Genomic DNA, 22,502 nt, shown 5'->3' with positions numbered 1-22,502 from the left:
GAACCCAACCCGATCACCAGGTGCAACGAGTAGCTTAATTTATGCCAGATCCTGTCCAATGATCGGGGAGTAGCTCAAGGTAACGAGAAAACGAGACCGAACCGAAACGGGCGAGGTTCGCCCAAACTGAGACTAAGGGTCATTCTGAGCCAAGCTTCGGCCAGACGGCGCGTCTATGAGGTTCGGTGGGTTCACGCAAACCCCTTTGATAACACGGAAAAATCCGTTCCCATCGGGGCGGTGTCACTGGTTCGCAATGGGGATAATGGCGGAGGAGGTGGGATTCGAACCCACGGTACGCTTTCACGCACGCCGGTTTTCAAGACCGGTGCAATCGACCACTCTGCCACTCCTCCGGATCGGGTCTGGCTACGCGGTTCGCGACGATTCGGGAAGAGGCATGCGTGCGGAATCTCGCGGTGCGGTGCGGCGGTGCTTTTCATGGCGGGTGCGAGACGCTAGAGTGCGCGCGCGGAGGCGATCCGCGCATGAGCAGCAATGCCGCGACAGGCATCCTGAAACAGGCACAATGGTGCGGCAACGACCGCACCGTCATGGGGGCAACCGATGACATCACTCTTAGCGAAGGCCGCTGTTCTGGGCGGGCTTCTTGCGCTTACCGCCGCCTGTCAGGACGGGCAGGGTTTTGCAACGCGCTCGACCGAGGCAGGCGGCGCGGACGATGCGCGCAGCATGCGGCGCGTCGATCGTGACATCGAGGCGCCGGAGGCGTTTCAACTGACCGACCAGGGGCTGTGGGATGGACGCCCGTCGCTCGGGGGGGTGTGGGTGGCCCATGCCGACGTGAAAGACCCCGAGCGGGTCATCATCCGCAACCAGGACAACGACAAGTTCGTGATCGGCGCCCTGTTCCGGCGCGAGCGCAACAATCCCGGCCCATCGATCCAGGTGTCGTCCGATGCGGCCGAAGCCCTGGGCATGCTTGCCGGGGCGCCGGCGACGCTGAACGTCACCGCCCTGCGTCGCGAAGACGTGGCCGAAGCGCCCGAACCCGCGACGGACGGTCTGATCGAAGCCCCCGAACAGATCGAGGCGCTGTCGCTGGACGGATCCGCCACCGACACCGAAGTCGCCGCCCCCGCCCGTCCGCCCGAGGCCAAGCCCGCGCAGGCCGAGAGCAAGGTCGCACGCCCCTATGTGCAGATCGGCATCTTCAGCGTCAAAGCCAACGCCAACGATACCGCCACCGCGCTGCGGGGGGCCGGCATGACGGCATCGGTCAACGAGCAGACCACCCAGGGCAAGACGTTCTATCGCGTCCTGGCCGGACCGGCCGCCAGCGCGGCCGAAAAAACGTCCCTTCTCGCAAAGGTGAAGGATATGGGCTTCAACGATGCGTATTTCGTCTCGAACTAGGCGTCGTTCAATGGCACCACGGTTCGACCAGAACCGTCACAGCAGGAGACAGGCCATGCCGCGCTTGCGTTTCTTCCACCGCACCGCAACCCCGTTTGCGGCGGCCCTGGCGTTGGTCGTCGCCTCCGCGCTGCCCGCCCGCGCGTTCGAGACACGCGCCAGCGCGGCGTATGTCTATGATGTCACGACCGACACCGTCCTTCTGGAAAAGGAGGCGACGACGCCCCTGCCCCCGGCCTCGATGTCCAAGCTGATGACCTTGAACATGCTGTTCGAGGCGCTGGCCGACGGCCGCGTCACCCTGGACACGCAGTTCGGCGTGTCGTCGCGGGCGACGGCCATGGGGGGGTCTTCGATGTATCTGCAGGTAACCGATCGGCCCACGGTCCAGGATCTGATCCAGGGAATCATCGTGCAATCGGGCAATGACGCCTGTGTCGTGGTGGCCGAAGGACTTGCCGGAAGCGAGGATTCCTTTGCGCGGATGATGAACCAGCGGGCCGAGGCCTTGGGCATGTCGGATTCGACCTTTGCCAATTCCAGCGGCTGGCCGAATCCGAACCACCGGATGTCGATGCGCGATCTCGGAACGCTCGCGACCCGGCTGATCGAGGAATTTCCCGAGTATTACGGCTATTTCGCCCAGGAAACCTTTGAATACGACGGTCGCGTGCCAGCCAATCACAACAACCGCAACCCGCTGTTGGGTCTTGGCATCGGCGCCGATGGTCTGAAGACGGGCCACACGCAGGAAGCGGGTTACGGCCTTGTCGGCTCGGCCGTGGCAGGTCCGCGCCGGGTGGTGTTCGTGATCACCGGTCTGCAAAGCGAAACGGCCCGCGCCGAAGAGGCCGAGCGCATCGTCAACTGGGCGTTCCGCCAGTTCGTGGAAAAGACGATCGTGAAGAAGGACCAGCAGGTCGCGCAGGCGGACGTCTGGCTGGGCCTGTCGGATCAGGTCGGTCTGGTCGCATCGGAAGATGTCTCGGGGCTGGTGCCTGCCCTTCTGCAGGATGACATCAAGGCGCGCGCGATCTACAACGGGCCGCTGAAAGCGCCGATCATGGCCGGCGAACCCATCGGAGAGCTGCTGATCGACCTTGGCGAATTGCCCGAGGTGCGCGTCACCCTGCTCGCCGACCGCGATGTCGGCAAGGGCGGGTTCCTGCCACACCTCAAGATGGCCGCGAACCGCCTTCTGGAAGATCTGAGGGCCGAGGATACAGCCACTGCCCCGGCCCCCGCCCAGTGACACGCCCCCCGTTCGAGCGTTCCGGCAGCGGCCTGTTCCTGACGTTCGAAGGCATCGACGGGTCGGGAAAATCGACACAGGCCCGCCGCCTGGCCGAAAGCCTGCGCGCCGCGGGCCATGAGGTCGTGCTGACGCGTGAACCCGGCGGCAGCCCCGGCGCCGAACAGATCCGTGCGCTGGTGCTTGAGGGTGAGCCTGACCGCTGGTCGGCGGAGACCGAGATCCTGCTGTTCACGGCCGCACGCCGCGACCATGTGGAACGCACCATCCAGCCGGCCCTTGCCGCCGGCAAGATCGTGATCTCGGACCGGTTCGCCGATTCCACCCGGATGTACCAGGGCCAGTCGCGCGGCGATCTGCGCGACCTGGTCGACCGGCTGCATGACCTGATGATCGGGCTCGAACCCGACCTGACGTTCCTGATCGACATGGATCCCGAGATAGGCCTGTCGCGGGCGCTGTCACGACAAACAAGCGAGGAACGGTTCGAGGCGTTCGGCGCCGATCTTCAGGCACGGATGCGGGCGGGGTTTCTGGACCTGGCGCGCGCGGCCTCCGACCGCTTCGTCACGATTGCCGGCGACGCCGACGTCGACACGACCGCCGCCGCGATCCGAACCGCGCTGGCCGCGCATCTTCCCGGGCGGTTCCATGGCTGACGACGACGTCCCGCCCGAGCCCGACCGCCGCGACGGCGCGCCCCATCCCCGCGAAACGGCAGTGCTGTTTGGCCAATCCACTGCCGAGGCCGCGTTCCTGAACGCCTTCAACGCCGGTCGTCAGCACCATGCATGGCTGATCAGCGGGCCGCGCGGCATCGGCAAGGCCACGCTGGCATGGAAGATCGCGCGCTTCCTTCTTGCCACCCCCCGAAACGACGGCGGCATGTTTGCAGGCGATCCGCCCACCAGCCTCGACATCGCGCCGGACCATCCCGTGGCGCGGCGCACACGGGCGCTGTCCGAGCCGGGTCTGTTGCTGGTCCGCCGCCCGTGGGATCAGAAGGACAAAAAGCTCAGAACCGTCATCACGGTCGACGAAATCCGCAAGCTGCACGACTTCTTCAACCTGTCGGCAAGTGACGGCGGACGCCGTGTCGTCATCATCGATCCGGCCGACGACATGAACACCAGCGCGTCGAACGCCCTGCTGAAACTGCTGGAAGAGCCGCCGAAGAACGCGACCCTTCTGTTGATCTCGCACACGCCGTCGCGCCTGCTGCCCACGATCCGGTCGCGGTGCCGCACGTTGCGCTGCACGCCCCTGCCGCCGCCGGACATGGCGCAGGCATTGCACGCGGCCGGCGTGGATCCGGGTGGCGATACGGCGGCGCTGGCCGAACTGGCCGAAGGATCCGTCGGCGAAGCGATGAGCTTGCTGCACCTCGACGGGCTCGCGCTCTACCACAGCCTCGTGCGGCTGACCGGCACCGCGCCGAACATCGACCGGGCCGCCCTGCTGGCGCTGGCGGGCACGGTCAACGGCCGTCAGAACGAACAACGCTTCGATCTGACGGTGCAGCTGATCCTGCGCCTGCTGTCGCGCCTCGCGCGCACCGGTGCCGGCCTGCCCCCCGCCGCGGCGATCACCGAAAGCGAACTGGCGATGCTGCACCGTCTGGCGCCCGACATCGGTGCCGCGCGCATCTGGGCGGACCTGCAACAGACGCTCGGCGCGCGCATGGCCCACGGCAAGGCGGTCAACCTTGACCCTTCGGCGCTTATCCTTGATATGGGACTGACCCTGAACGAAGGCGCGGCACGCGCCACCGCCTGAGGCTAAATGACCCAACCCCTGATCACCGACAGTCACTGCCACCTTGATTTTCCCGACTTCGATGGCGAACACGACGCGCTGATCGCGCGCGCGCGTGACGCGGGCGTGCACCGCATGGTCACGATCTGCACGAAACTGCGTAATGAACCGCAGGTCCGCGCCCTGGCCGAAGCCCACGATCCGGTGTTCTTCGCCGCCGGCACCCACCCGATGAGCGTGGCCAGCGAACCCATGGTCACCGTGGAGCAGCTGGAAACCGTCGCGCGCCATCCGAAATGCGTCGGGATCGGCGAAACGGGGCTGGACTATCACTATACCGCCGACAGCGCGACCGCCCAGCAAGACAGCCTGCGGGTGCATATCGAAGCGGCCCGGCGCACGGGACTGCCGCTGATCATCCACGCCCGCGACGCGGACGCCGACATGGCCCGCATCCTGACCGAAGAACACCGCGCCGCACCCTATGGCTGCGTCATGCACTGTTTCTCCAGTTCGGCCGACCTGGCCGCCGCAGCGCTCGACCTCGGGTTCTACCTGTCGATGTCGGGCATCACCGCCTTTCCGAAAAGCGGCGCGCTGCGAGACATCTTCGCCGCCGCGCCGCTCGACCGGATCCTGGTGGAAACCGACAGCCCCTACCTTGCCCCGCCGCCCCGCCGCGGCAAGCGGAACGAACCGGCGTTCACCGCCCATACGGCGAGGCGCGCCGCCGAAACCTTCGGCCTCGACCATGCCGATTTCGCGGCCCGGACCGAACGCAACTTCGACCGCCTGTTCACCAAGGCCGCAGCGTGGCGCGCGCGATGACCGGCTATCGCTTCACCATTCTCGGCTGCGGATCCTCGGGCGGCGTGCCGCGTCTCGGCGGACACTGGGGCGACTGCGATCCCGACAATCCGAAGAACACGCGCCGCCGCTGTTCATTGCTGGTGGAACGCGACGGCCCGAACGGCACGACCCGCGTGCTGATCGACGCCTCGCCCGACCTGCGCGCCCAACTGCTGGATGCCGGCATCGGCAGCCTCGACGCCGTCGCCTTCACCCACGCCCATGCCGATCACGTCCACGGGATCGACGATCTCAGGATGATCGTCTTCAACACCCGCGTGCGCCTTGCGGTATGGGCCGATGCCCCGACCCGCGACAGCCTGCTGAGCCGGTTCGGCTATATCTTCGAACAACCCAAGGGCTCCAGCTATCCGTCGATCTGCGCCATGAACACGATCGACGGTCCCTTCACCGTCGACGGCGCGGGCGGCCCGATCACGCTGACCCCGTTCGAGGTGGGCCATGGCTCCATCCCCGCTCTCGGGTTCCGCATTGCCGGCCTCGCCTATCTGCCGGACGTGAACGAGATCCCGGAATCGGCGTGGCCAACGCTGGAAAACCTCGACATCTGGATCGTCGACGCCCTGCGCCGCACGCCCCATCCGTCGCACGCCCATCTCGACCGCACGCTGGCCTGGATCGCACGCGCCCGCCCCAAACGCGCGATCCTGACCGACATGCACATCGATCTCGACCATGCCACCCTGGATGCCGAAACCCCCGACTATATCACCCCCGCCCACGATGGCATGGTCCTGATCCTGCCGTCCGACGGATAATGCGCGTTCGCCCGGCAGACCGTCATGCGCTTCGATCACGGCGCAACGCCGCTGTCCCGACCCAATCCGCTTCGCTTCGCACAAGGGCGCGCGCTCTGGTCTTCTTACTGATCCAAATACTCCCGCCGGAGGCTCCGACCCCGGCAATTTGCGCAAAGGTGCGATCATGCAGGCCCTGATCGACGTCATCCTCCCCGTCTTTCTGGTCATCGGCTTCGGCTATGTCGCGGTGTGGAAAAAGCTGTTTCCCGAAACCGGCGTCGACGGCCTGATGCGGTTCACCCAGAACTTCGCGATCCCCTGCCTTCTGTTCCGCGCCATTGCCGACCTGGACCTGGCCCAGGAATTTCCGGTGCCGATGCTTGCCGCCTTCTACCTTGGCGCGCTCACCGGATTTGGCGCCGGTTTTCTGGGCGCACGGTTCGTCTTTCACCGCCCTTGGCCGGATTGCGTGGCCATCGGCTTTTGCGGGCTGTTCTCGAACTCGGTCCTGCTGGGTTTGCCGATTGCCGAGCGCGCGTTCGGCACCGAATCGCTCAGCCTGAACTATGCGATCATCGCGATCCACGCGCCGTTCTGCTATGCCATCGGCGTCACACTGATGGAGATCACGCTGAACCGGGGCGGCCGTCCGCTCGACACTGCCCGCAAGGTGATGCGGGCGATGTTCCGCAATGCGCTGGTGATCGGGATCGCACTCGGGTTTGCCGTGAACCTGCTGTCGGTGCCGCTGCCCGCCGTTCTGACCGACGCGGTCGACCTGATGGTGCGTGCCGCGCTTCCCGCCGCGCTGTTCGGGCTGGGCGGTGTCCTGGTGCGCTATCGCCCCGAAGGCGACATGCGCGCGATCCTGTGGGTCTGTGGCTGTTCGCTGGTCCTGCACCCCGCCGTGGCCTATGGGCTCGGACTGGCGTTCGGCCTGTCCGATGGCGCCTTGCGCGCGGCGGTGCTGACGGGGGCGATGGCACCCGGCGTCAACACCTATATCTTTGCGAACATGTATGGCGCCGCCCGGCGCGTGGCGGCCTCGGGTGTTCTGATCGGCACGCTGCTGTCGATCTTCACCGTCTGGGTCTGGCTTGCGCTTTTGCCGTGAACGCCGCCGACGCGCGACCTTGGCCGGCATGGTGCGGTGCCGTCAGCGGACCGACGGCCGGGCCTCGTTTCAGGTGCCTTCGATGATGACGATGTCACTGTCGGAATTGGCCCGCCGGATCGCGGCCGCCGCCTGGTAGTCATCCGAGTGATAGCAATCGCGCGCCGCGTCGTAGCTGGGAAATTCGACGATCACATGGCGATCCTTCTGCGGCGCCTCGGGCGTTTCGGACAGACCGCCGCGCACCAGGAACTTGCCGCCGAAGCGTTCGACCACGGGCGTATCCAGCCGGACGTATTCGCCGTAGGCGTCGGCATTGGTGACGGTAACATGGACGATCCAGTAACCTTTTTTCATCGTGTTTTTCCTTGCAAGTTGATCCATGACGCACAGGCGACGCGCCACGCGGCCAAAGCGGTTGTTTCAGCCGCCGATCCACCCGTCAAGACATCCCGAAGGGGCGACCAGCCAGCGCTGCATGCGCCGACGTGCCGGATTGGAACGGAAAGCCGGCGGCGACGCGCGGCATTCACGGCCGATCGGACCTTCGCCGTGCGGTTTCGGCGTGATACGGCTGTGGCACGTGACGCGGCAGGTGGATCTCTGCGTCGTCTTCCTGTCGCTGAAGGACATTGCATGAATATCGTTTTCGACCTTGATGGCACGCTGATCGACAGCGCGCCGGACATTGCCGCCGCCGCCAATGCCACGCTGGGCGATATCGGCGTCGCGCCCCTGCCCCTTGCGGAAATCGTGTCGTTCATCGGCAACGGCGCAAGCGTTCTGATGCAGCGGGTGCTGGCGGCGCGTGATCTTGATGCCGCGCTGCACGAGACGCTCTATCCCGCGTTTCTGGCGCGCTATCAGGATGCGGTCGATCTGACGGTGCTGTATCCCGGTGTGCGCGAGATGCTGGACCATCTGGCGCGCGAGGGTCACGCGCTGAGATTGTGCACCAACAAACCCGTCGCACCGACCCGCGCCGTTCTGGCGCATTTCGGGCTGGACGATACCTTTGCGGCGGTCCTCGGCGGCGACAGCCTGGCCACGCGCAAGCCCGATCCCGCACCGCTGCACGCCACGATCGACGCCTTGGGGGGCGGCGAAACGCTCTATGTGGGCGACAGTGAAATCGACGCGGCAACGGCTGTGAACGCCGGCATCCGCTTTGCCCTGTTCACCGGCGGTTATCGCAAGGCCGGGATCGACGAGATCCCCCATGCCTTCCTGTTCGACCATCACGCTGACCTGGCCGACATCGTCAAGACCAGCGCGCGCAACGCATAACCCGCACGCGGGCATCCCGGCCGAACGCCGAAACGGCGCGGCGGTGGGTGTCAGGCGCTCATCCCGCCGTCGACGGGCAGGATTGCGCCGGTGACGAAGCTGGCGGCGTCCGACAGCAGGAACAGCGCGGCCTCGGCCACCTCCCACGGGGTGCCTTGCCGCTCCATGGGCACCAGGGACGCGCGGTCGGTGCTGGCCTGGGCGCCGGTGATGAAGGCGCGCACATGGGGCGTGTCGATCACGCCGGGCATCACCGCGTTGACGCGCACGTTGTCGGCGGCGTGGGCGCGGGCCAGCGAGGCGGTCAGTCGGTTCAACCCGGCCTTGGATGCCTCGTAGGCGGCATAGGAATAGGGACCGCCCCGCAGCGCCGCCAGCGACGACAGGAACACCAGCGATCCATGACCCTGCGCCACCATGCCGGGCACGACCGCACGCGCGAACAGATACGCGCTGCGCAGGTTCAGATCGAACACCCGGTCCCAGTCCTCGGGCGCGGTATCGACCGCGCCGCCCGGCACGCTGATGCCGACGCAATGCTGCGCGATGTCGATGCCGCCCCACAGGGTCTCGGCGCGCGCCACCATCGCCGGACCGGCGGCCGGATCGGTCGCATCGGCCTGCATCGCCACGGCCTCGCCGCCCGCGTCGGTGATCATGGCGGCGGTGTCGCTGGCCGCGGCCAGGGATCGGTCGGCGCACAGCACCCGCGCCCCTTCGCGTGCGAACAGAACGGCCGACGCGCGCCCGTTGCCCACACCTTCGCCCACCGACCCGGCCCCGAGGATCAGCGCCCGCTTGCCCGCCAGTCGGCCGGTCATCGCAAGACCGCCTCGGGCAGCCACAGCACCAGCCACGGCTGCCACACGATCAAGGCCAGAACGCCAAGCTGCATCAGCACGAAGGGCACGACCCCGCGATAGATCTGCGCGATCGACAGGGAATCCCCCGCCGCGCCCTTCAGATAGAACAGCGCGAACCCGAAGGGCGGCGTCAGGAACGAGGTTTGCAGGTTCACCGCCATCAGGATCGCGAACCAGTAGATCAGATCGCCCGACGCGACATGGGTGCCCAGATCCATCAGCTCGACGATGGGCGCCACAATGGGCAGCATGATCAGCGTGATCTCGATCCAGTCGAAGAAGAACCCGAGGATGAAGATCATCAGCATCAGCATCCCCAGCAGGCCCCAGTCGCCCATGTCCAGGCTGCGCGCGGTGTTGACGATGAAATGCTCACCGCCGACCATCCGGAACACATAGGCAAACCCCGTGGCCGCCACGAAGATGAAGAACAACATGCCGAGGGTGCGGATCGAATCGTCCATGGCATCGCCCAGAACAGGCAGGCTGAGGCGGCCGCGCACCAGCCCCAGCAACAGCGCGGCAAAGGCGCCGACGCCCGCCGCCTCGGTCGGGGTCGCGATGCCGCCGAGGATCGAGCCGAGCACCGCGATCACCAGCAGCATCGGCAACGCAAAGGACACCGCCGCCTCGCCCAGCAGGCCGGCGCGTTCGGCGTCGGTCAGGGGCGGCGCGGGCGGCGCCTTGGCCGGGTTCAGCGCCGACGAAATGACGATATAGACGATATAGACCCCGGCCAGGATCAGCCCCGGGATCAGCGCCGCCACGAACAGGCGTGCCAGGTTGATCGTCAGGATGTCGCCCATGAACACCAGCATCACCGACGGCGGAATGAGAATGCCCAGCGTCCCCGCCGACGCGACCACGCCCGCCGCCATTTCCGGTGCGTATCCACGTTGCAGCATCGTCGGCACCGCCAGCACCGTCAGCATCACCACCGACGCGCCGATGATCCCCGTCGCGGCGGCCAGGATCGTGCCCATCAGCGTCACCGCCAGGGCCAGGCCACCCGGCACCACGCGCAGCAGTTTTTGCAGCGTGATCAGAAGGTCTTCGGCGATGCGGGATTTTTCCATCAGCACGCCCATGAAGATGAACATGGGCGCGGCCACCAGAACCGGGTTTTCGATGATCCCACCATAGATGCGGTTGGGAATCAGGCTGGCCTGGACCAGGCGCATTTCGCCGGTCACATAGGCCAGCACGGCGAAGACAAAGGTGATGCCGCACAGCACAACCGCCACCGGCAGACCGGAAAACAGTCCGAAAACCAGGCTGGCGAACATCAGTCCAGGCAGGACGTCGATCAGAAGCTCCACAGGCCGGTCCTTGTGAATGGAGAGGTCAGCCGCTCGGGGGCGCGCAGCACGACGATCGCGCGCAACGCCACCGACCACGCGCCGCACAGCGCCAGCACGGCCGAAATCGGCACGGTCGATTTGATGATCCAGCGATGCGACAGCCCAAGGCCCGCCGCCCCTTCGCCGCGGGTGAACGAGCGCATGGCGAAATCCCAGCCGAACCAGACGACGCCCAGAAGGAACGGCGTCAAAAGCACGATGATCCCGAACACCTCAAGCCTCAGCTTGCGCGCCTCGCTCCATTTCTGCGACAGGATGTCGATGCGCACATGGGCGTTGCGGGTATAGGCATAGCCGAAAGCCAGCACCGCGATTGCACCGTGCAGGTGCCATTCAAGTTCCTGCAACGCCACGGATCCGGTGTTGATGAAGCGCCGACCGATCACGTCATAGAGGATCACCGCCGTCAGGATCAGCAGCAGCACACCGGCAAGCCGGGCCGCCCAGACACAGATCTGTTCCAGCACGCGGGCGACGCCAAGCATTGTGTTCATGTCGGGTTTCCCGCGGATGCGGGGCGGCAGAACCGCCGCCCCGTTTGGTTGTTACTTGACATAACCGATGCTGCGCCAGCCCTTGTATTCGTCGCGGAAGGCGCTGACGTGTTCCCAGACCCGCTTGAAATCGGGATCTTCGGCGCTGCGCTCGGCCACCACCTCGTCCCAGCCCTTCTGGAACGCGGCCAGCATGTCGGACGACCATTCATGCACCTGGACGCCCTGTTCTTCCAGTTCGGCCAGCGGCTTCAGCTGGATCACTTCGCCCATGGCGGTCGTCTTGGCGACGTTCGCGGCGCAGACCTCTTCGATCACGGCGCGGTGCTGGTCCGACAGTTCATCCCAGTAATCCTGGTTCATGATGAAGATGATCAGCGAGCTTTGCTGGTGCCAGCCAGGGAAATAATAATGGTTCGCATGCTCCTGCATCCCCAGCGCCTGATCGATCGCGGGGAACGACACTTCGGCGGCGTCGATGGTGCCAAGGTTCAGCGCGCTCATCGTATCGGCCACCGGCAGCGATTGCGCCTGTGCGCCCAGCTTTTCCATCACCGCCGCGCCCAGTCCGAAGATGCGCATCTTCAACCCTTGCAGGTCTTCGGGCGAATTGATTTCCTTGTTGAACCAGCCCGACGCCTCGGGTGACAGGACCGTGCAAAGCTCGGTATGGATGTTGAAATCGGCGGTGATCTCGGCCCACAGCTCCTTGCCGCCGCCGTCATACCACCAAGCGGTGTATTCGACCGCATCGGGGCCGAACGGGAACGCGGTGAACAGCGACGCCGACGGGATCACGCTTTCGGCAAAGCCGGGCGAAAACCATCCGGCCTGGATCGCGCCGGTCGAGACCGAATCCCAGATCTCGTTGCTGTTCACCAACTCGCCGGGGTTGTGGAAGTTGATCTGAAGATCGCCGCCCGTCACCCGCGACACACGCCCGCCCAACTCGGCGCCCGTGGCCCCCAGAAGCGGCAGCGACGACGGATAGATCGACTGCATCTCGATGGTTTCGGCCTGCGCCATGCCGGCACACAACGCCAACGGCGCAAGCGACAGCAGTTTCAAAGTCTTCATCTTGTCTCCTCCCTGAGATCGTTTTCGGTCTTATGAACCGGCCTTGGTCGTGTCGGCAACCGGCATGCGTTTCAGCACGATTTCCGCGGTGATCAGAACCGGGTTCGCGCCGCGTTCGACATACCCGCGATACAGCTTGCCGCCATCGACACCGACGATGTCGATGTGCGGGCCGCGATTGACGGTCTGCCCCACCGGAGCATCCAGAATCAGGAATTCGCTGGGCAGGCTGTCGAGGTGGCTGCCATCCTCGAAATCCGTCTCGTTCAGACTGCCCAGGCCGAAGGCGCGGGCGGCGTCCCAGCCAAGGCGCGCGCAGGCATCGCCGAGCGCGGTGTCGAAATCCACGTTCGGACGGATCCGCAACAGCGCGTGATCGGCATCGCGCACGCCCGCGCCGGTGGTCTGGAACAGATCGAAATTGGTTTCGGGATCGTGGCGGCGTTCGAACCGGCCGCCGGTCACACCGATGCCGGTGGCGCGGACAGGTTCGGACAAGACGGTGCGCGGCGCCAGGATATGCCCCAGGGCGGTGGTGCCACCCTCGGGTGTCCAGCGTCCGTGACCGTGCAGGAAAGACTTGCCGTCATGGGTGCCGACGATCATCACCATGTGATCGATCACCCCCGCGCCATCAAAGGAATGGATGTCGGAATACCACGCGACGTGGTCGGCGTCGCTGGAATGGGCCGGAATGACATATTCCAGCGCCGACACCGGCGCGGCGTTGAAGTCGAGGTATCCACCGTCGCATCCGGCATCGGCCATCGCCTGTGCCACGGCATCCTCAAGCGGGATGCCCGGTCGCAGCATGACCTCGATCGCCTTGCCCTCGACCGGCAGCAGATCCAGCCGGTCCTCGGCCACGGGGCCGGGATGTGTGACGTGGCGCATCATGGAGTTCCCTTGCTCTGGCGTTTTTCCAACTCGTCCCGGATCAGGCGCTTGGCCAGTTTGCCATAGCCGGATTTCGGCAGCTCATCCCAGAAATGGAACGCCCGCGGCACCTTGTAGCCGGCCATTTTCTCTCGCAGGAAAGCCGACAACGCGGCGCCGTCCACCGCGTGACCGGGCTTCAGGACCGACACCGCCACGCCAACCTCGCCCCATTTCGGATCGGGCATCCCGAACACGGCGGTTTCGGTGATCGCCGGATGGGTCAGGATCTTCTCCTCGATCTCGCGCGGATAGATGTTCGAGCCGCCCGAAATGAACATGTCGGACTGGCGACCGGTGATATAGACGAAACCGTCTGCGTCCATGTGGCCCAGATCGCCGGTGCGGAACCACCCATCGCGGAAGGTCTTGGCGTTGGCTTCGGGATTGTCCCAGTATCCGGCAAAGACGGCGGGGCCGAGCACGCAGATCTCGCCGGTTTCGCCAGTGGCCACCTCGGCGCCCGTGTCGTCCTGGATTTCGACCTGCATGCCGGTCCGCGGTATCCCGCAGGTGCCCGCGCGGCTGTCGTCAAGGGCGGAATGGGCGTCTGGCGGCAACACGGTGATCGCGCCCGTGACCTCGCCCAGCCCGAAGTATTGCACCAGGACGGGGCCCAGCGTTTCCAGCGCCCGGACCTGGTCGGTGCGATACATCGGCGCACCGGCATAGATGATATAGCGCAGGGATGAATGGTCGGTCTGCGCCACTTCGGGCGCTTCGACCAGCATCTTCAGGATCGTGGGAACGGTGAAGATATTGGTGACCTTCCAGCGTTCCACCAAGCCCCAGATCTCGGCGGTGTCGAACTTTGCGGCGGTGGTCAGGATCGTCGGCGCGCCCTTGGCCGACGCCATCAACTGGTGCATCCCCGCGCCGTGCGACAGGGGTGCGACCACCAGCGATGCGTCGTCGGGGCCAAGACCGGGCACGAGATCGCAGAGGTGATTGTTGATGACAAAGCCCAACTGGCCGTGGGTCAGGACGCTGGCCTTGGGACGGCCGGTCGTGCCCGAGGTAAAGAAGAACCAGGCGGGATCGTCCCGATCGACGGCCGCCAGGGGCGGCGGCGGACCGGCCTTTTGCATCAGCTCGTCGATGTCAGGGCCAAAGTCGGCGGGTCCGATGGCGATCCGCGTGCTCAGGGCAAGTGCGTTGATCTTCGCGTGCTCGGGGAAGGCCGCATTGCAGATCAACAGCTTTGCGCCCGACAATTCCGCCATCCAGGCCAGATCGTCGGGCGCGCCACGAAAGTTTGCCGGCACCCAGACCGCACCAAGGCGGAAACAGGCGAACATGCTTTCGAACAACTGGTTGCAGTTTTGCGACTGCACCAAAACCCGGTCGCCCTTGCCGATGCCGTGATCGGCCAGCACCGCCGCCATGGCCGCGACGCGGTCGTTCAGATCGGCCCAGGTCCACACCCGGTCGCCCCAGACGAAGGCGGGGCGCGCGGCGTTGCGGCGGGCCTGTTGCTGCACGATGTGGCCCAGGTTCATCGTGCGGGTCGAGAATGGCGTCACGCTATTTCACCCGCTCCAGGATCGAGCAATAGCTGGTGACCGCCGCGCCGCCCATGTTGAACACGCCGGCCAGGTTGGCACCGGGAATCTGCATCCCACCCGCTTCGCCCATCAGCTGCATCGACGCCAGAACATGCATCGACACGCCGGTCGCTCCGATCGGATGTCCCTTGGACTTCAGGCCGCCCGAGGGGTTCACCGGCATCTTGCCGTCCTTCGCGGTCCATCCCTCGCGGATGGCCTTCCACCCCTGGCCCGGCGGGGTCAGGCCCATCGCCTCGTATTCAATCATCTCGGCGATGGTGAAACAATCATGGGTTTCCACCAGATCCAGATCGTCCAGCGTCACGCCCGCCTGTTCCTTGGCCGCATCCCAGGCCGCGCGCGGACCGGCAAATTCGGTGGGATCGCGGCGCGACAGGGGGAAGACGTCGTTCTTGTGGGCGCGGGCGCGAAACGCGATGGCGCGCGCCAGGGCTTCGGCGGTTTCGCGGTCGGTGACCACCAGCGCCGCCGCCCCGTCCGACACCAGCGAGCAATCGGTGCGCCGGAGCGGTCCCGCCACACGCGGGTTCTTGTCGGACACGGTGTTGCAGAACGCCACGCCCACGTCCTTTTTCAGGTGCGCAAAGGGGTTATCGACACCGTTGCGATGGTTCTTGGCCGCGATCATCGCCAGTTCTTCGGACTTGTCGCCGTTCTTCTGGAAATAGCTGTCGGCGATCTGCCCGAAGATCCCGGCAAATCCGGCGGGAAGACCGTCTTCCTCCTTGCGATAGGCGCCGCACAACAGGATATCGCCCACCTCGACGCCCGGTGTGGCGGTCATCTTTTCCGCGCCGATCACCAGCGCGATCCGTGCCCGCCCGGCCGCAACCGCATCCATGGCGGTATAGAGCGCGGCCGATCCCGACGCGCAGGCGTTTTCACAGCGCACCGCCGGTGTCCGCTCCAGCCCCGGAACGGCGACCGAGACCAGACCCGCCTCGAACCCCTGCTTAGAAAAGCCCGAGTTCAGAACGCCCACGGCCACCAGATCGACATCGCCCGGCGACACCCCGGCGTGCTCCAGCGCCTCGGTCCCGACGGACGCGATCAGCGCCTCGATATCCTCGGCCTCGAGCTTGCCGAAGGGGGTGTGGGCCCAGCCCACGATGACGGCGTCGTTCCTGCGCTCCATGGTCTTTCTCCCTTTCAGATCGCCGTCATCCGGCGGCGGTGGCGCCCGACGGCGCGTGCTTTGATTCATTGGCGTCCAGCCGGGCCAACCGGCGTTCGATGCTGGCGGCCTCCTCCAGCAACGGCGTGGACAGTTCGGCCTGTCGGTCCGGTCCCAACCGGTCCTCGATCGCCGCGATGGTCAGCGCGCCGACGACCGTCCCGCTCGCGGTGCGGATCGCGGCGGCGATGCCCCAGGATCCCGGAAAGATCAGGCCGGGATTCAGGGCAACACCCGTGGCGCGCGCGTCCGTCACCAGAACGGCCAGAACGTCCATGTCGACTTCGGGGCGCGCGGCGTGGATCGCTTCGGCGTTGGCGGCAAGGATGGCGTCGGCCCGCGCCACGGGCAAGGCCGCCAGAACGGCCAGACCGGCGGCCCCCATCCCCAGCGGATGGCGGTCTCCGACGCTCAGAACATGGGTGCGGATCGGGTATTGCCCCTCTTCGCGGTGCAGACAGACGGTCGAGATGCCCTCGAATGCGCTGAGGAAGGCGGTGTCGCCCGACAGACGGGCCAGCCGTGTCAGGCCGTCGCGCGCAATGTCGTGAATCAGGAAACGCGGCGCGGCAAGCTGGCCCATCAAGTAAGCCTCGACGCCCAGACGATAGCGCCCGGATACACCGTCCTGCACGGCCAGTTGCGCGTCGATCAGCGCAACCAGCAACCGGCGCAGGGTCGCGTTGGCCAGGCCCGTCTGGCGCGAAAGCTGGGAGAACGACGGATCGCCAAGGCGTCCGATGACGCGCAAGACCGATGCGGCACGCGACACGGTCTGCGCCCCCGCCCGCCGTTCCGGCAAAGTGCCCTGCCCGTTCGCTACGGCCCATCCTCCCTCTCGGCGGTCCGCTATCCGGATCGCCTTGAATTTACCAAACGATGTCGGGGTGGGACCGGGTTGTCAATCCGAACTTGCAGGGGTATCGCGCAAAATCGCCGCTGGTAAGCCCGTCCGCATAACGGACCTGTCACGTCTTACCCGTTGCGCCAGACACTCAGTCGCGACGTTCGAGAAGCTCGATCCGGTTGCCGAACGGGTCGGCGATATAGATGCGGCGGATGTCGGGCAGGTCGATGTCGGATTCCATTGCCACACCGCGCGCGGCCAGCTTGTCGCGGGTCACGTCCAGCGATGCCACCTGAAAGGCCGGATGCGCCTTCTTGGCCGGGCGAAACGGTTCTTCCCCGCCCAGATGCACGCGCACCGATCCCGCTTCGAACCAGCAACCGCCGCGATCTTCCAGCTCGGCCGGCTTTGCGACCTCGTGCATTTCCAGAACGTCGACGTAGAACGCCCGCGCCTTGGCTTCGGCCCCCTTGGGCATGGCCAGTTGCACATGGTGCAGCCCCATCAGCATCAATGTCTCTCCCCGCCCCCGGCGCCCTCAGGCACCGATCGAATTGCGCAGCAGTTCCTGCGAATAGGGATGCGTGGCCTGTCTGTCGCGCAGGGCCTGCACATCCATGATTTCCACGATCCGACCGTCCTTCATCACCGCCAGCCGTCCGCACATGTGGCCGACCACGGCAAGATCATGGGACACCATGACATAGGTCAGGCTCCGCTCGGCACGCAGGTCGGTCAGCAGGTTGAGGATCTCAGCCTGCACTGACACATCCAAGGCAGATGTCGGTTCGTCTAGCAACAATATTTCCGGCTCGCCGGCCAATGCGCGGGCGATTGCCACCCTCTGGCGCTGACCGCCCGACAACTGGTGGGGATAGCGGAACCGGAACTGTCCGCCCAGCCCGACATCGTCAAGCAGTTTCACCACACGGGCGTCTATGTCCTTGAATCCGTGCAGATGCAGCGTCTCGCCCAGCACGGCATCGACCGAATGGCGCGGATGCAGCGACGCATAGGGATCCTGAAACACCATCTGGACGGTCTTGTAGAACGCGCGATCCCGCCTTGGGCCCAGCGTCATGCCGTTGACCTCGATCCGGCCCGACCATGTCGGCGCAAGACCGGTGATCGCGCGCAGGATGGTGGATTTGCCCGACCCGGATTCCCCCACCAGCCCGAAACTTTCGCCGGCGGGCACATCGAAGGTGGCGTCCCTGACCGCATCCACGCGGTCGCGCCCCGTGCCGAACCAGACGTTCAGATCGCTGACCGACAACATGCTCATGCCCGGCCGCTCACGCTGGGGGCGTCGGCCCAGGCCGGGTCGCGTTTCAGAACCTGCAGCTTGCCCTGGGGCTGGTCCAGACGGGGCAGCGACTTCAGCAGACCGCGGGTATAGGGATGGGTCGCCTCGTGCAGGCGGTCGGCCTGGCACACCTCGACCACGCGACCGGAATACATGATCAGCACCCGGTCGCAGAAGTCCGCGACAAGGTTCAGATCGTGGGAAATGAAGATCAGGCCCATGCCCCGGTCGGTCACCAGCTTGTCCATGATCGACAGCACCTGACGTTGCACCGAGACGTCCAGCGCCGATGTGGGTTCGTCGGCGATAAGGATCTCGGGGTCGGGAATCAGCATCATGGCGATCATGATCCGCTGGCCCATGCCGCCCGACATCTCGTGCGGATAGGCGCGCATGACCCGTTCGGGGTCGCGGATCGACACGGCCTCCAACGCCTCGATCGCCGTGCTTTTCGCGCCCTTGCGGTCGGACTTGTTGGCCAGCCGATAGGCTTCGATCAACTGATCGCCGATCCGCATCACCGGGTTCAGCGAGAATTTCGGATCCTGCATCACCATCGAAATCCGTTGGCCACGCACCGCGCGCATGTCCTTTTCGGACTTCTGCAACAGGTCGTCGCCGCCGAGCTTGATGTGGTCGGCCTGCACGATCCCGGGCGGGCGGATCAGCCGCAGGATGGCACGCCCGGTCATCGACTTGCCCGACCCGGATTCACCGACGATGCCAAGACGTTCCTTGCCGAGGGTAAAGCTGACGCCGCGCACCGCGTCAAACACGCCCTGCCGCGTCGGGAACTTCACCCACAGGTTTTCGACGTCCAGAAGGCTCATGATCCGCTGTCCTTCGGGTCCAGAACGTCGCGCAATCCATCGCCCAGCAGGTTGAACGCCAGCGACACGGTAAAGATCGCCAGCCCCGGCATCGTCGCGACCCACCAATGGTCAAGGATGAAACGGCGTCCTTCGGAAATCATTGCCCCCCATTCCGGGCTGGGCGGTTGCGCGCCAAGACCGAGGAACCCCAGACCGGCAGCGGCCAAGATGATCCCGGCCATGTCCAACGTCACCCGCACGATCAGGGACGACACGCAGAGCGGCCAGATATGACGCATGATGATGCGCAGCGGTCCGGCCCCCTGAAGGCGGACCGCGCTGATGAAGTCCGAGCCACGGATCGTCAGCGTTTCGGCCCGCGCAATCCGCGCATAGGGCGGCCAGGCCGTCAGTGAAATCGCCAGCACGGCGTTTTCGATGCCCGCCCCCAGTGCGGCGACGAAGGCCAGCGCCAGCACCAGGCGCGGGAACGCCAGGAAGATGTCGGTGATCCGCATCAGCACGGAATCGACGAAGCCCCCCGCATAGCCCGAAACCGTGCCCACCAGCAGCCCGGCAATGGGCGCGATCAGCGCCACCAGCGCGACGATATACAGCGTGATCCGCGAGCCGAAAATCAGCCGCGACAGGATATCGCGGCCCAGACTGTCGGTGCCCAACACATGGCCATCGGTGCCCAGCGGTTGCAGGCGGTTCCCCAGATCCTGCGCATAGGGGTCGTGGGGCGCGATCAGCGGCGCGAAAATTGCGATCGCGACCAGCGCCACAAGGATGCCGAGGCCGATCATCGCCATGGTGTTCGACCGGAACGACAGCCAGCCCTTGTAGAACGAACTGTAGCGGGCATGGCGCCGCGAGGTCGGCGTTTCCGTCAAAAGCCAGGATCGCAGCGTCGGCGCGCCGCCGGGGGTGTCCGGTGTCGCGGTCATGGCACGCTCCTTTGGATTACGGGATCATTTGGCACGGGGATCGAGGAACTTGTACAACAGGTCGGAGAAGATGTTCAGAAGGATGAACACGGCGCCGACAACGACGGTCCCGCCCAGCACGGCGTTCATGTCGGCCGCCAGCAGCGCGGTGGTGATATAGCTGCCGATCCCCGGCCACGAGAAGATGATCTCGGTCAGGACCGACCCTTCCAGAAGCCCGGCATAGGACAGCGCGATCACGGTGATCAACTGCACCCGGATGTTCTTGAAGGCGTGGGTCCAGACCACGCTCCATTCGCTCATCCCCTTGACGCGGGCGGTGGTGATATATTCGGCCGAAAGCTGTTCCAGCATGAAGGACCGGGTCATCCGGCTGATATAGGCCAGCGAGTAATATCCCAACAGCGACGCCGGCAGGATGATGTGCGAAAAGGCGTCCTTGAACACGGCCCAGTTGCCGTCGATCAGGCTGTCGACCAGCAGCAGGCCGGTGATCGTCGGCATAACATCGACATAGAAGATGCCGACACGTCCCGGCCCGCCGACCCAACCCAGAATGCCGTAAAAGATCAACAATCCGACCAGACCCAGCCAGAAGATCGGCATGGAATATCCGACAAGTGCAACGACGCGCGCCACCTGGTCGATCCACGAGCCGCGCTTGACCGCAGCGATTACGCCCAGCGGCACGCCAAGCACGACGCCCATGATCACGCCGATGGTGGCCAGTTCCAGCGTCGCGGGGAACACCCGCGCGATGTCTTCGGCCACGGGGCGCGCGTTCAGCAGGGAAATGCCGAAATCGCCGCGGACCACATCGCCGATGTAATAGAGGAACTGCACGATCAACGGCTTGTCCAGGCCAAGCTGGACATAAACCGCGTCATAGGTCGATTGCGACGCCCGTTCGCCGACGATGGCCAGCACCGGATCGATGGGCATGACCCGTCCGATGATGAAGGTGACGAACAACAGGCCCAGCATGGTGACCAGGATCGACCCGATCACCGACGCGATCTTCCACAGCACGGGCATCAGGGGCGCGCGCTCGCGCCCCCGATCGGTATTTGCGGCATCCGCCACCTACTTGGTGACCGTCCAATAGGACGCGGCGGTGATCGCCTGTCCGGTGGAAAAGCCCTCGACGTTGTCGCGCATGGCGGTCTGTTCGATCTGCTGGAACATGATGATGAACGGCGAGATTTCGCGGAACTCGGCCTGCATGTCCTTGTACATCTGGATGCGGGTGTCGGTATCGGTCTCGATCACCGCGGCGTTCACCTTTTCCGTCAGCCCGCCGGTATCCCAGGCGTTGCGCCAGGCCAGAAGGCCGGTGGCGTTCGCCTCGTCGGAATTGTCGGGGTTATAGGCGAACGTGCCCGCGTTGGTCTGCGGATCGGGATAATCCGGCCCCCATTCGCCCAGATACAGGTCGAGTTCGCGCGCACGGTATCGCGCCAGGATCTGCGCCGCGGTGCCCACGGTGATGTTCAGCTTGATGCCGACCTGACCCAGGGTGTTCTGCAGCGATTGGGCGATCTCGATGCGTTCCTGGCTTTCGCGCACGCCCGCTTCGATGGTGAAACCCTCGGGAACACCGGCCTCTTCCAGCAGACCCTTTGCCTTTTCGATATCCAGGCTGAACGGATTTTCCTTCACCGATCCCAGATAGGTCTGGGGCAGGAAGTTCTGGTGGATCGTGTATTTCCCCTTGAGGAAGCTGTTCTGCATCCCTTCGTAGTCGACCAGATACTTGAACGCCTGCTTGACCTGCGGCTTGGACAATTGTTCGTTCTTCTGGTTCAGCGACGCATACATCAACCGCCCCTTCAACTCGTCCACGATCTTGACGCCATCGGCGCCTTCGATCCCGGCGATGTCCTCGGGGTTCAGGTTGCGGGCCATGTCGATGTCGCCACGCTCCAGCAACAGACGCTGCGACGCGCTTTCCTGCACGTGGCGCACGATCACGCGCTCCATCTCGGGGGCGCCCAGATAGAAATCGGGGTTCGACGACAGGGTGACGGATTCGTTCGGCTTCCAGGAATCCAGCTTGTAGGCATAGGAACCGGCCGAATTGGTCGCCATCCAGGTGTTGCCCATGTCACCGTCGACTTCGTTCTCCATCACCGTCTTGTAGTCGATGACGCTGCCCACCGTGGCTGTCAGCGCGTTCAACACGAAAGACGTGGCGTATTGCTGATCGGTGGTGATGGTGACGGTGTTGTCGTCGAAGGTGATCATCTCGTCGACGTTTTCGGGAGTAAAGCCGAACTGCGTCAGGATGAAGGCCGGTGTCTTGTTCAATTTCACGACCCGGCGCAGCGACATCGCTGCATCCTCGGCGGTGACGGGATTGCCCGAGGTGAACGTCATCCCCTCGCGCATGGTGAAGGTGATCGACTTGCCGTCCTCGCTGACCGACCATTCGGTGGCCAGGTCGGGCTGATATCCGGCCTCAAGGTTGGCGGGATCGAAGTTGACCAGGTTGCCATAGACGTTGCGCAGAACGTCAGATCCGGCGAATTCAAAGCTCTGGGCGGGATCCAGCGTGGTGATGTCGTCGATGCGGTTGGCGATCACCAGCATGTTGGGCGGCGTTTCGGCAAATGCCACGCCCCCGGTGACGGCGACGGCCAGGCCGATTGCGGCACTGCCGAGATATCGGTTCATCATGTTCATGTCGGTTTTCCCTCTCTGTTGTGTCTGTCGTTGTTGT

General features: G+C 65.1%; 23 protein-coding genes and 1 tRNA gene. 8 read left to right on the top strand and 16 right to left on the bottom strand.

What is annotated here, in order from left to right; genetic code table 11:
- Nucleotides 1–266 precede the first annotated feature (266 nt).
- Nucleotides 267–356: transfer RNA gene (locus CFP68_RS17105), tRNA-Ser, on the bottom strand.
- Between the two features lie 211 nt (nt 357–567).
- Here CFP68_RS17105 and CFP68_RS17100 point away from each other — a divergent pair.
- From CFP68_RS17100 to CFP68_RS17070, 7 genes are all read left to right on the top strand, one after another.
- Nucleotides 568–1,377: an SPOR domain-containing protein gene (locus tag CFP68_RS17100; RefSeq protein ID WP_099828139.1), complete on the top strand. Its 810-nt coding sequence runs from the start codon at nt 568–570 to the stop codon at nt 1,375–1,377.
- 55 nt (nt 1,378–1,432) lie between these two features.
- Nucleotides 1,433–2,629 carry a D-alanyl-D-alanine carboxypeptidase family protein gene (locus CFP68_RS17095; protein WP_099828138.1) on the top strand — a complete coding sequence of 399 codons (1,197 nt, stop codon included), beginning with the start codon at nt 1,433–1,435 and terminating at the stop codon, nt 2,627–2,629.
- Nucleotides 2,626–3,288: a dTMP kinase gene (gene tmk / locus CFP68_RS17090; RefSeq protein WP_099828137.1), complete on the top strand. Its 663-nt coding sequence runs from the start codon at nt 2,626–2,628 to the stop codon at nt 3,286–3,288. Before CFP68_RS17095 ends, tmk begins: the two co-directional genes overlap by 4 nt.
- Nucleotides 3,281–4,405: a DNA polymerase III subunit delta' gene (locus CFP68_RS17085; RefSeq protein WP_099828136.1), complete on the top strand. Its 1,125-nt coding sequence runs from the start codon at nt 3,281–3,283 to the stop codon at nt 4,403–4,405. The genes tmk and CFP68_RS17085 overlap by 8 nt, the downstream gene beginning before the upstream one ends.
- 6 nt (nt 4,406–4,411) lie before the next feature.
- A complete protein-coding gene (locus CFP68_RS17080) occupies nt 4,412–5,212 on the top strand; it encodes a TatD family hydrolase (RefSeq protein WP_099828135.1) in 801 nt (266 codons plus the stop codon).
- Complete coding sequence (locus tag CFP68_RS17075; RefSeq protein WP_099828151.1) at nt 5,209–6,012, top strand: MBL fold metallo-hydrolase; 804 nt, start codon at nt 5,209–5,211, stop codon at nt 6,010–6,012. The genes CFP68_RS17080 and CFP68_RS17075 overlap by 4 nt, the downstream gene beginning before the upstream one ends.
- A 166-nt stretch (nt 6,013–6,178) precedes the next feature.
- Entirely contained in the window at nt 6,179–7,108 is a 930-nt protein-coding gene (locus CFP68_RS17070; RefSeq protein WP_099828150.1) for an AEC family transporter, read from the top strand.
- A gap of 69 nt (nt 7,109–7,177) precedes the next feature.
- Here CFP68_RS17070 and CFP68_RS17065 read toward each other — a convergent pair whose 3' ends face one another.
- Nucleotides 7,178–7,465, bottom strand: coding sequence for a DUF1330 domain-containing protein (locus tag CFP68_RS17065; protein WP_099828149.1), 288 nt, complete (start codon nt 7,463–7,465; stop codon nt 7,178–7,180).
- A gap of 279 nt (nt 7,466–7,744) precedes the next feature.
- Here CFP68_RS17065 and gph point away from each other — a divergent pair, with 279 nt between their 5' ends.
- A complete protein-coding gene (gene gph / locus CFP68_RS17060; protein ID WP_099828134.1) occupies nt 7,745–8,395 on the top strand; it encodes a phosphoglycolate phosphatase in 651 nt (216 codons plus the stop codon).
- Between the two features lie 50 nt (nt 8,396–8,445).
- Here gph and CFP68_RS17055 read toward each other — a convergent pair whose 3' ends face one another.
- The 14 genes from CFP68_RS17055 to CFP68_RS16990 all read right to left on the bottom strand — a co-directional run bounded on the left by CFP68_RS17055 (nt 8,446) and on the right by CFP68_RS16990 (nt 22,465).
- Entirely contained in the window at nt 8,446–9,216 is a 771-nt protein-coding gene (locus CFP68_RS17055) for an SDR family NAD(P)-dependent oxidoreductase (protein ID WP_099828133.1), read from the bottom strand.
- Nucleotides 9,213–10,577 (bottom strand): TRAP transporter large permease, encoded by a 1,365-nt coding sequence (locus CFP68_RS17050; protein WP_241524145.1) that lies wholly within the window; start codon nt 10,575–10,577, stop codon nt 9,213–9,215. Before CFP68_RS17050 ends, CFP68_RS17055 begins: the two co-directional genes overlap by 4 nt.
- Nucleotides 10,565–11,113: a TRAP transporter small permease subunit gene (locus tag CFP68_RS17045; RefSeq protein ID WP_099828132.1), complete on the bottom strand. Its 549-nt coding sequence runs from the start codon at nt 11,111–11,113 to the stop codon at nt 10,565–10,567. The genes CFP68_RS17050 and CFP68_RS17045 overlap by 13 nt, the downstream gene beginning before the upstream one ends.
- 51 nt (nt 11,114–11,164) lie before the next feature.
- The gene (locus CFP68_RS17040) at nt 11,165–12,190 is read right to left on the bottom strand and encodes a TRAP transporter substrate-binding protein (RefSeq protein ID WP_241524144.1); all 1,026 of its coding nucleotides are present in this window, start codon (nt 12,188–12,190) and stop codon (nt 11,165–11,167) included.
- Nucleotides 12,191–12,220: 30 nt separating this feature from the next.
- A complete protein-coding gene (locus CFP68_RS17035) occupies nt 12,221–13,087 on the bottom strand; it encodes a PPC domain-containing DNA-binding protein (RefSeq protein WP_099828131.1) in 867 nt (288 codons plus the stop codon).
- Nucleotides 13,084–14,649, bottom strand: coding sequence for an acyl-CoA synthetase (locus CFP68_RS17030; RefSeq protein WP_277621466.1), 1,566 nt, complete (start codon nt 14,647–14,649; stop codon nt 13,084–13,086). Before CFP68_RS17030 ends, CFP68_RS17035 begins: the two co-directional genes overlap by 4 nt.
- Before the next feature lies 1 nt (nt 14,650).
- Entirely contained in the window at nt 14,651–15,829 is a 1,179-nt protein-coding gene (locus CFP68_RS17025; RefSeq protein ID WP_099828130.1) for an acetyl-CoA acetyltransferase, read from the bottom strand.
- 25 nt (nt 15,830–15,854) lie between these two features.
- Nucleotides 15,855–16,640, bottom strand: coding sequence for an IclR family transcriptional regulator (locus CFP68_RS17020; RefSeq protein ID WP_145953481.1), 786 nt, complete (start codon nt 16,638–16,640; stop codon nt 15,855–15,857).
- Nucleotides 16,641–16,863: 223 nt separating this feature from the next.
- Entirely contained in the window at nt 16,864–17,226 is a 363-nt protein-coding gene (locus CFP68_RS17015; protein ID WP_099828128.1) for a VOC family protein, read from the bottom strand.
- Between the two features lie 27 nt (nt 17,227–17,253).
- Nucleotides 17,254–18,000, bottom strand: a complete 747-nt coding sequence (locus CFP68_RS17010) for an ABC transporter ATP-binding protein (protein ID WP_099828127.1) — start codon at nt 17,998–18,000, stop codon at nt 17,254–17,256.
- Nucleotides 17,997–18,854 carry an ABC transporter ATP-binding protein gene (locus CFP68_RS17005; protein ID WP_099828145.1) on the bottom strand — a complete coding sequence of 286 codons (858 nt, stop codon included), beginning with the start codon at nt 18,852–18,854 and terminating at the stop codon, nt 17,997–17,999. Before CFP68_RS17005 ends, CFP68_RS17010 begins: the two co-directional genes overlap by 4 nt.
- The gene (locus CFP68_RS17000) at nt 18,848–19,783 is read right to left on the bottom strand and encodes an ABC transporter permease (RefSeq protein ID WP_099828126.1); all 936 of its coding nucleotides are present in this window, start codon (nt 19,781–19,783) and stop codon (nt 18,848–18,850) included. The genes CFP68_RS17005 and CFP68_RS17000 overlap by 7 nt, the downstream gene beginning before the upstream one ends.
- A 24-nt stretch (nt 19,784–19,807) precedes the next feature.
- Nucleotides 19,808–20,818, bottom strand: a complete 1,011-nt coding sequence (locus tag CFP68_RS16995; RefSeq protein WP_099828144.1) for an ABC transporter permease — start codon at nt 20,816–20,818, stop codon at nt 19,808–19,810.
- A 48-nt stretch (nt 20,819–20,866) separates the two neighbouring features.
- A complete protein-coding gene (locus tag CFP68_RS16990; RefSeq protein WP_099828125.1) occupies nt 20,867–22,465 on the bottom strand; it encodes an ABC transporter substrate-binding protein in 1,599 nt (532 codons plus the stop codon).
- Between the last annotated feature and the right edge of the window lie 37 nt (nt 22,466–22,502).

The organism is Oceaniglobus indicus, assembly GCF_002751875.1.
Lineage (GTDB): Bacteria > Pseudomonadota > Alphaproteobacteria > Rhodobacterales > Rhodobacteraceae > Oceaniglobus > Oceaniglobus indicus.
The sequence above is the reverse complement of the archived record's forward strand: the minus strand, read 5'-3'. Positions and strand labels throughout refer to the sequence as shown.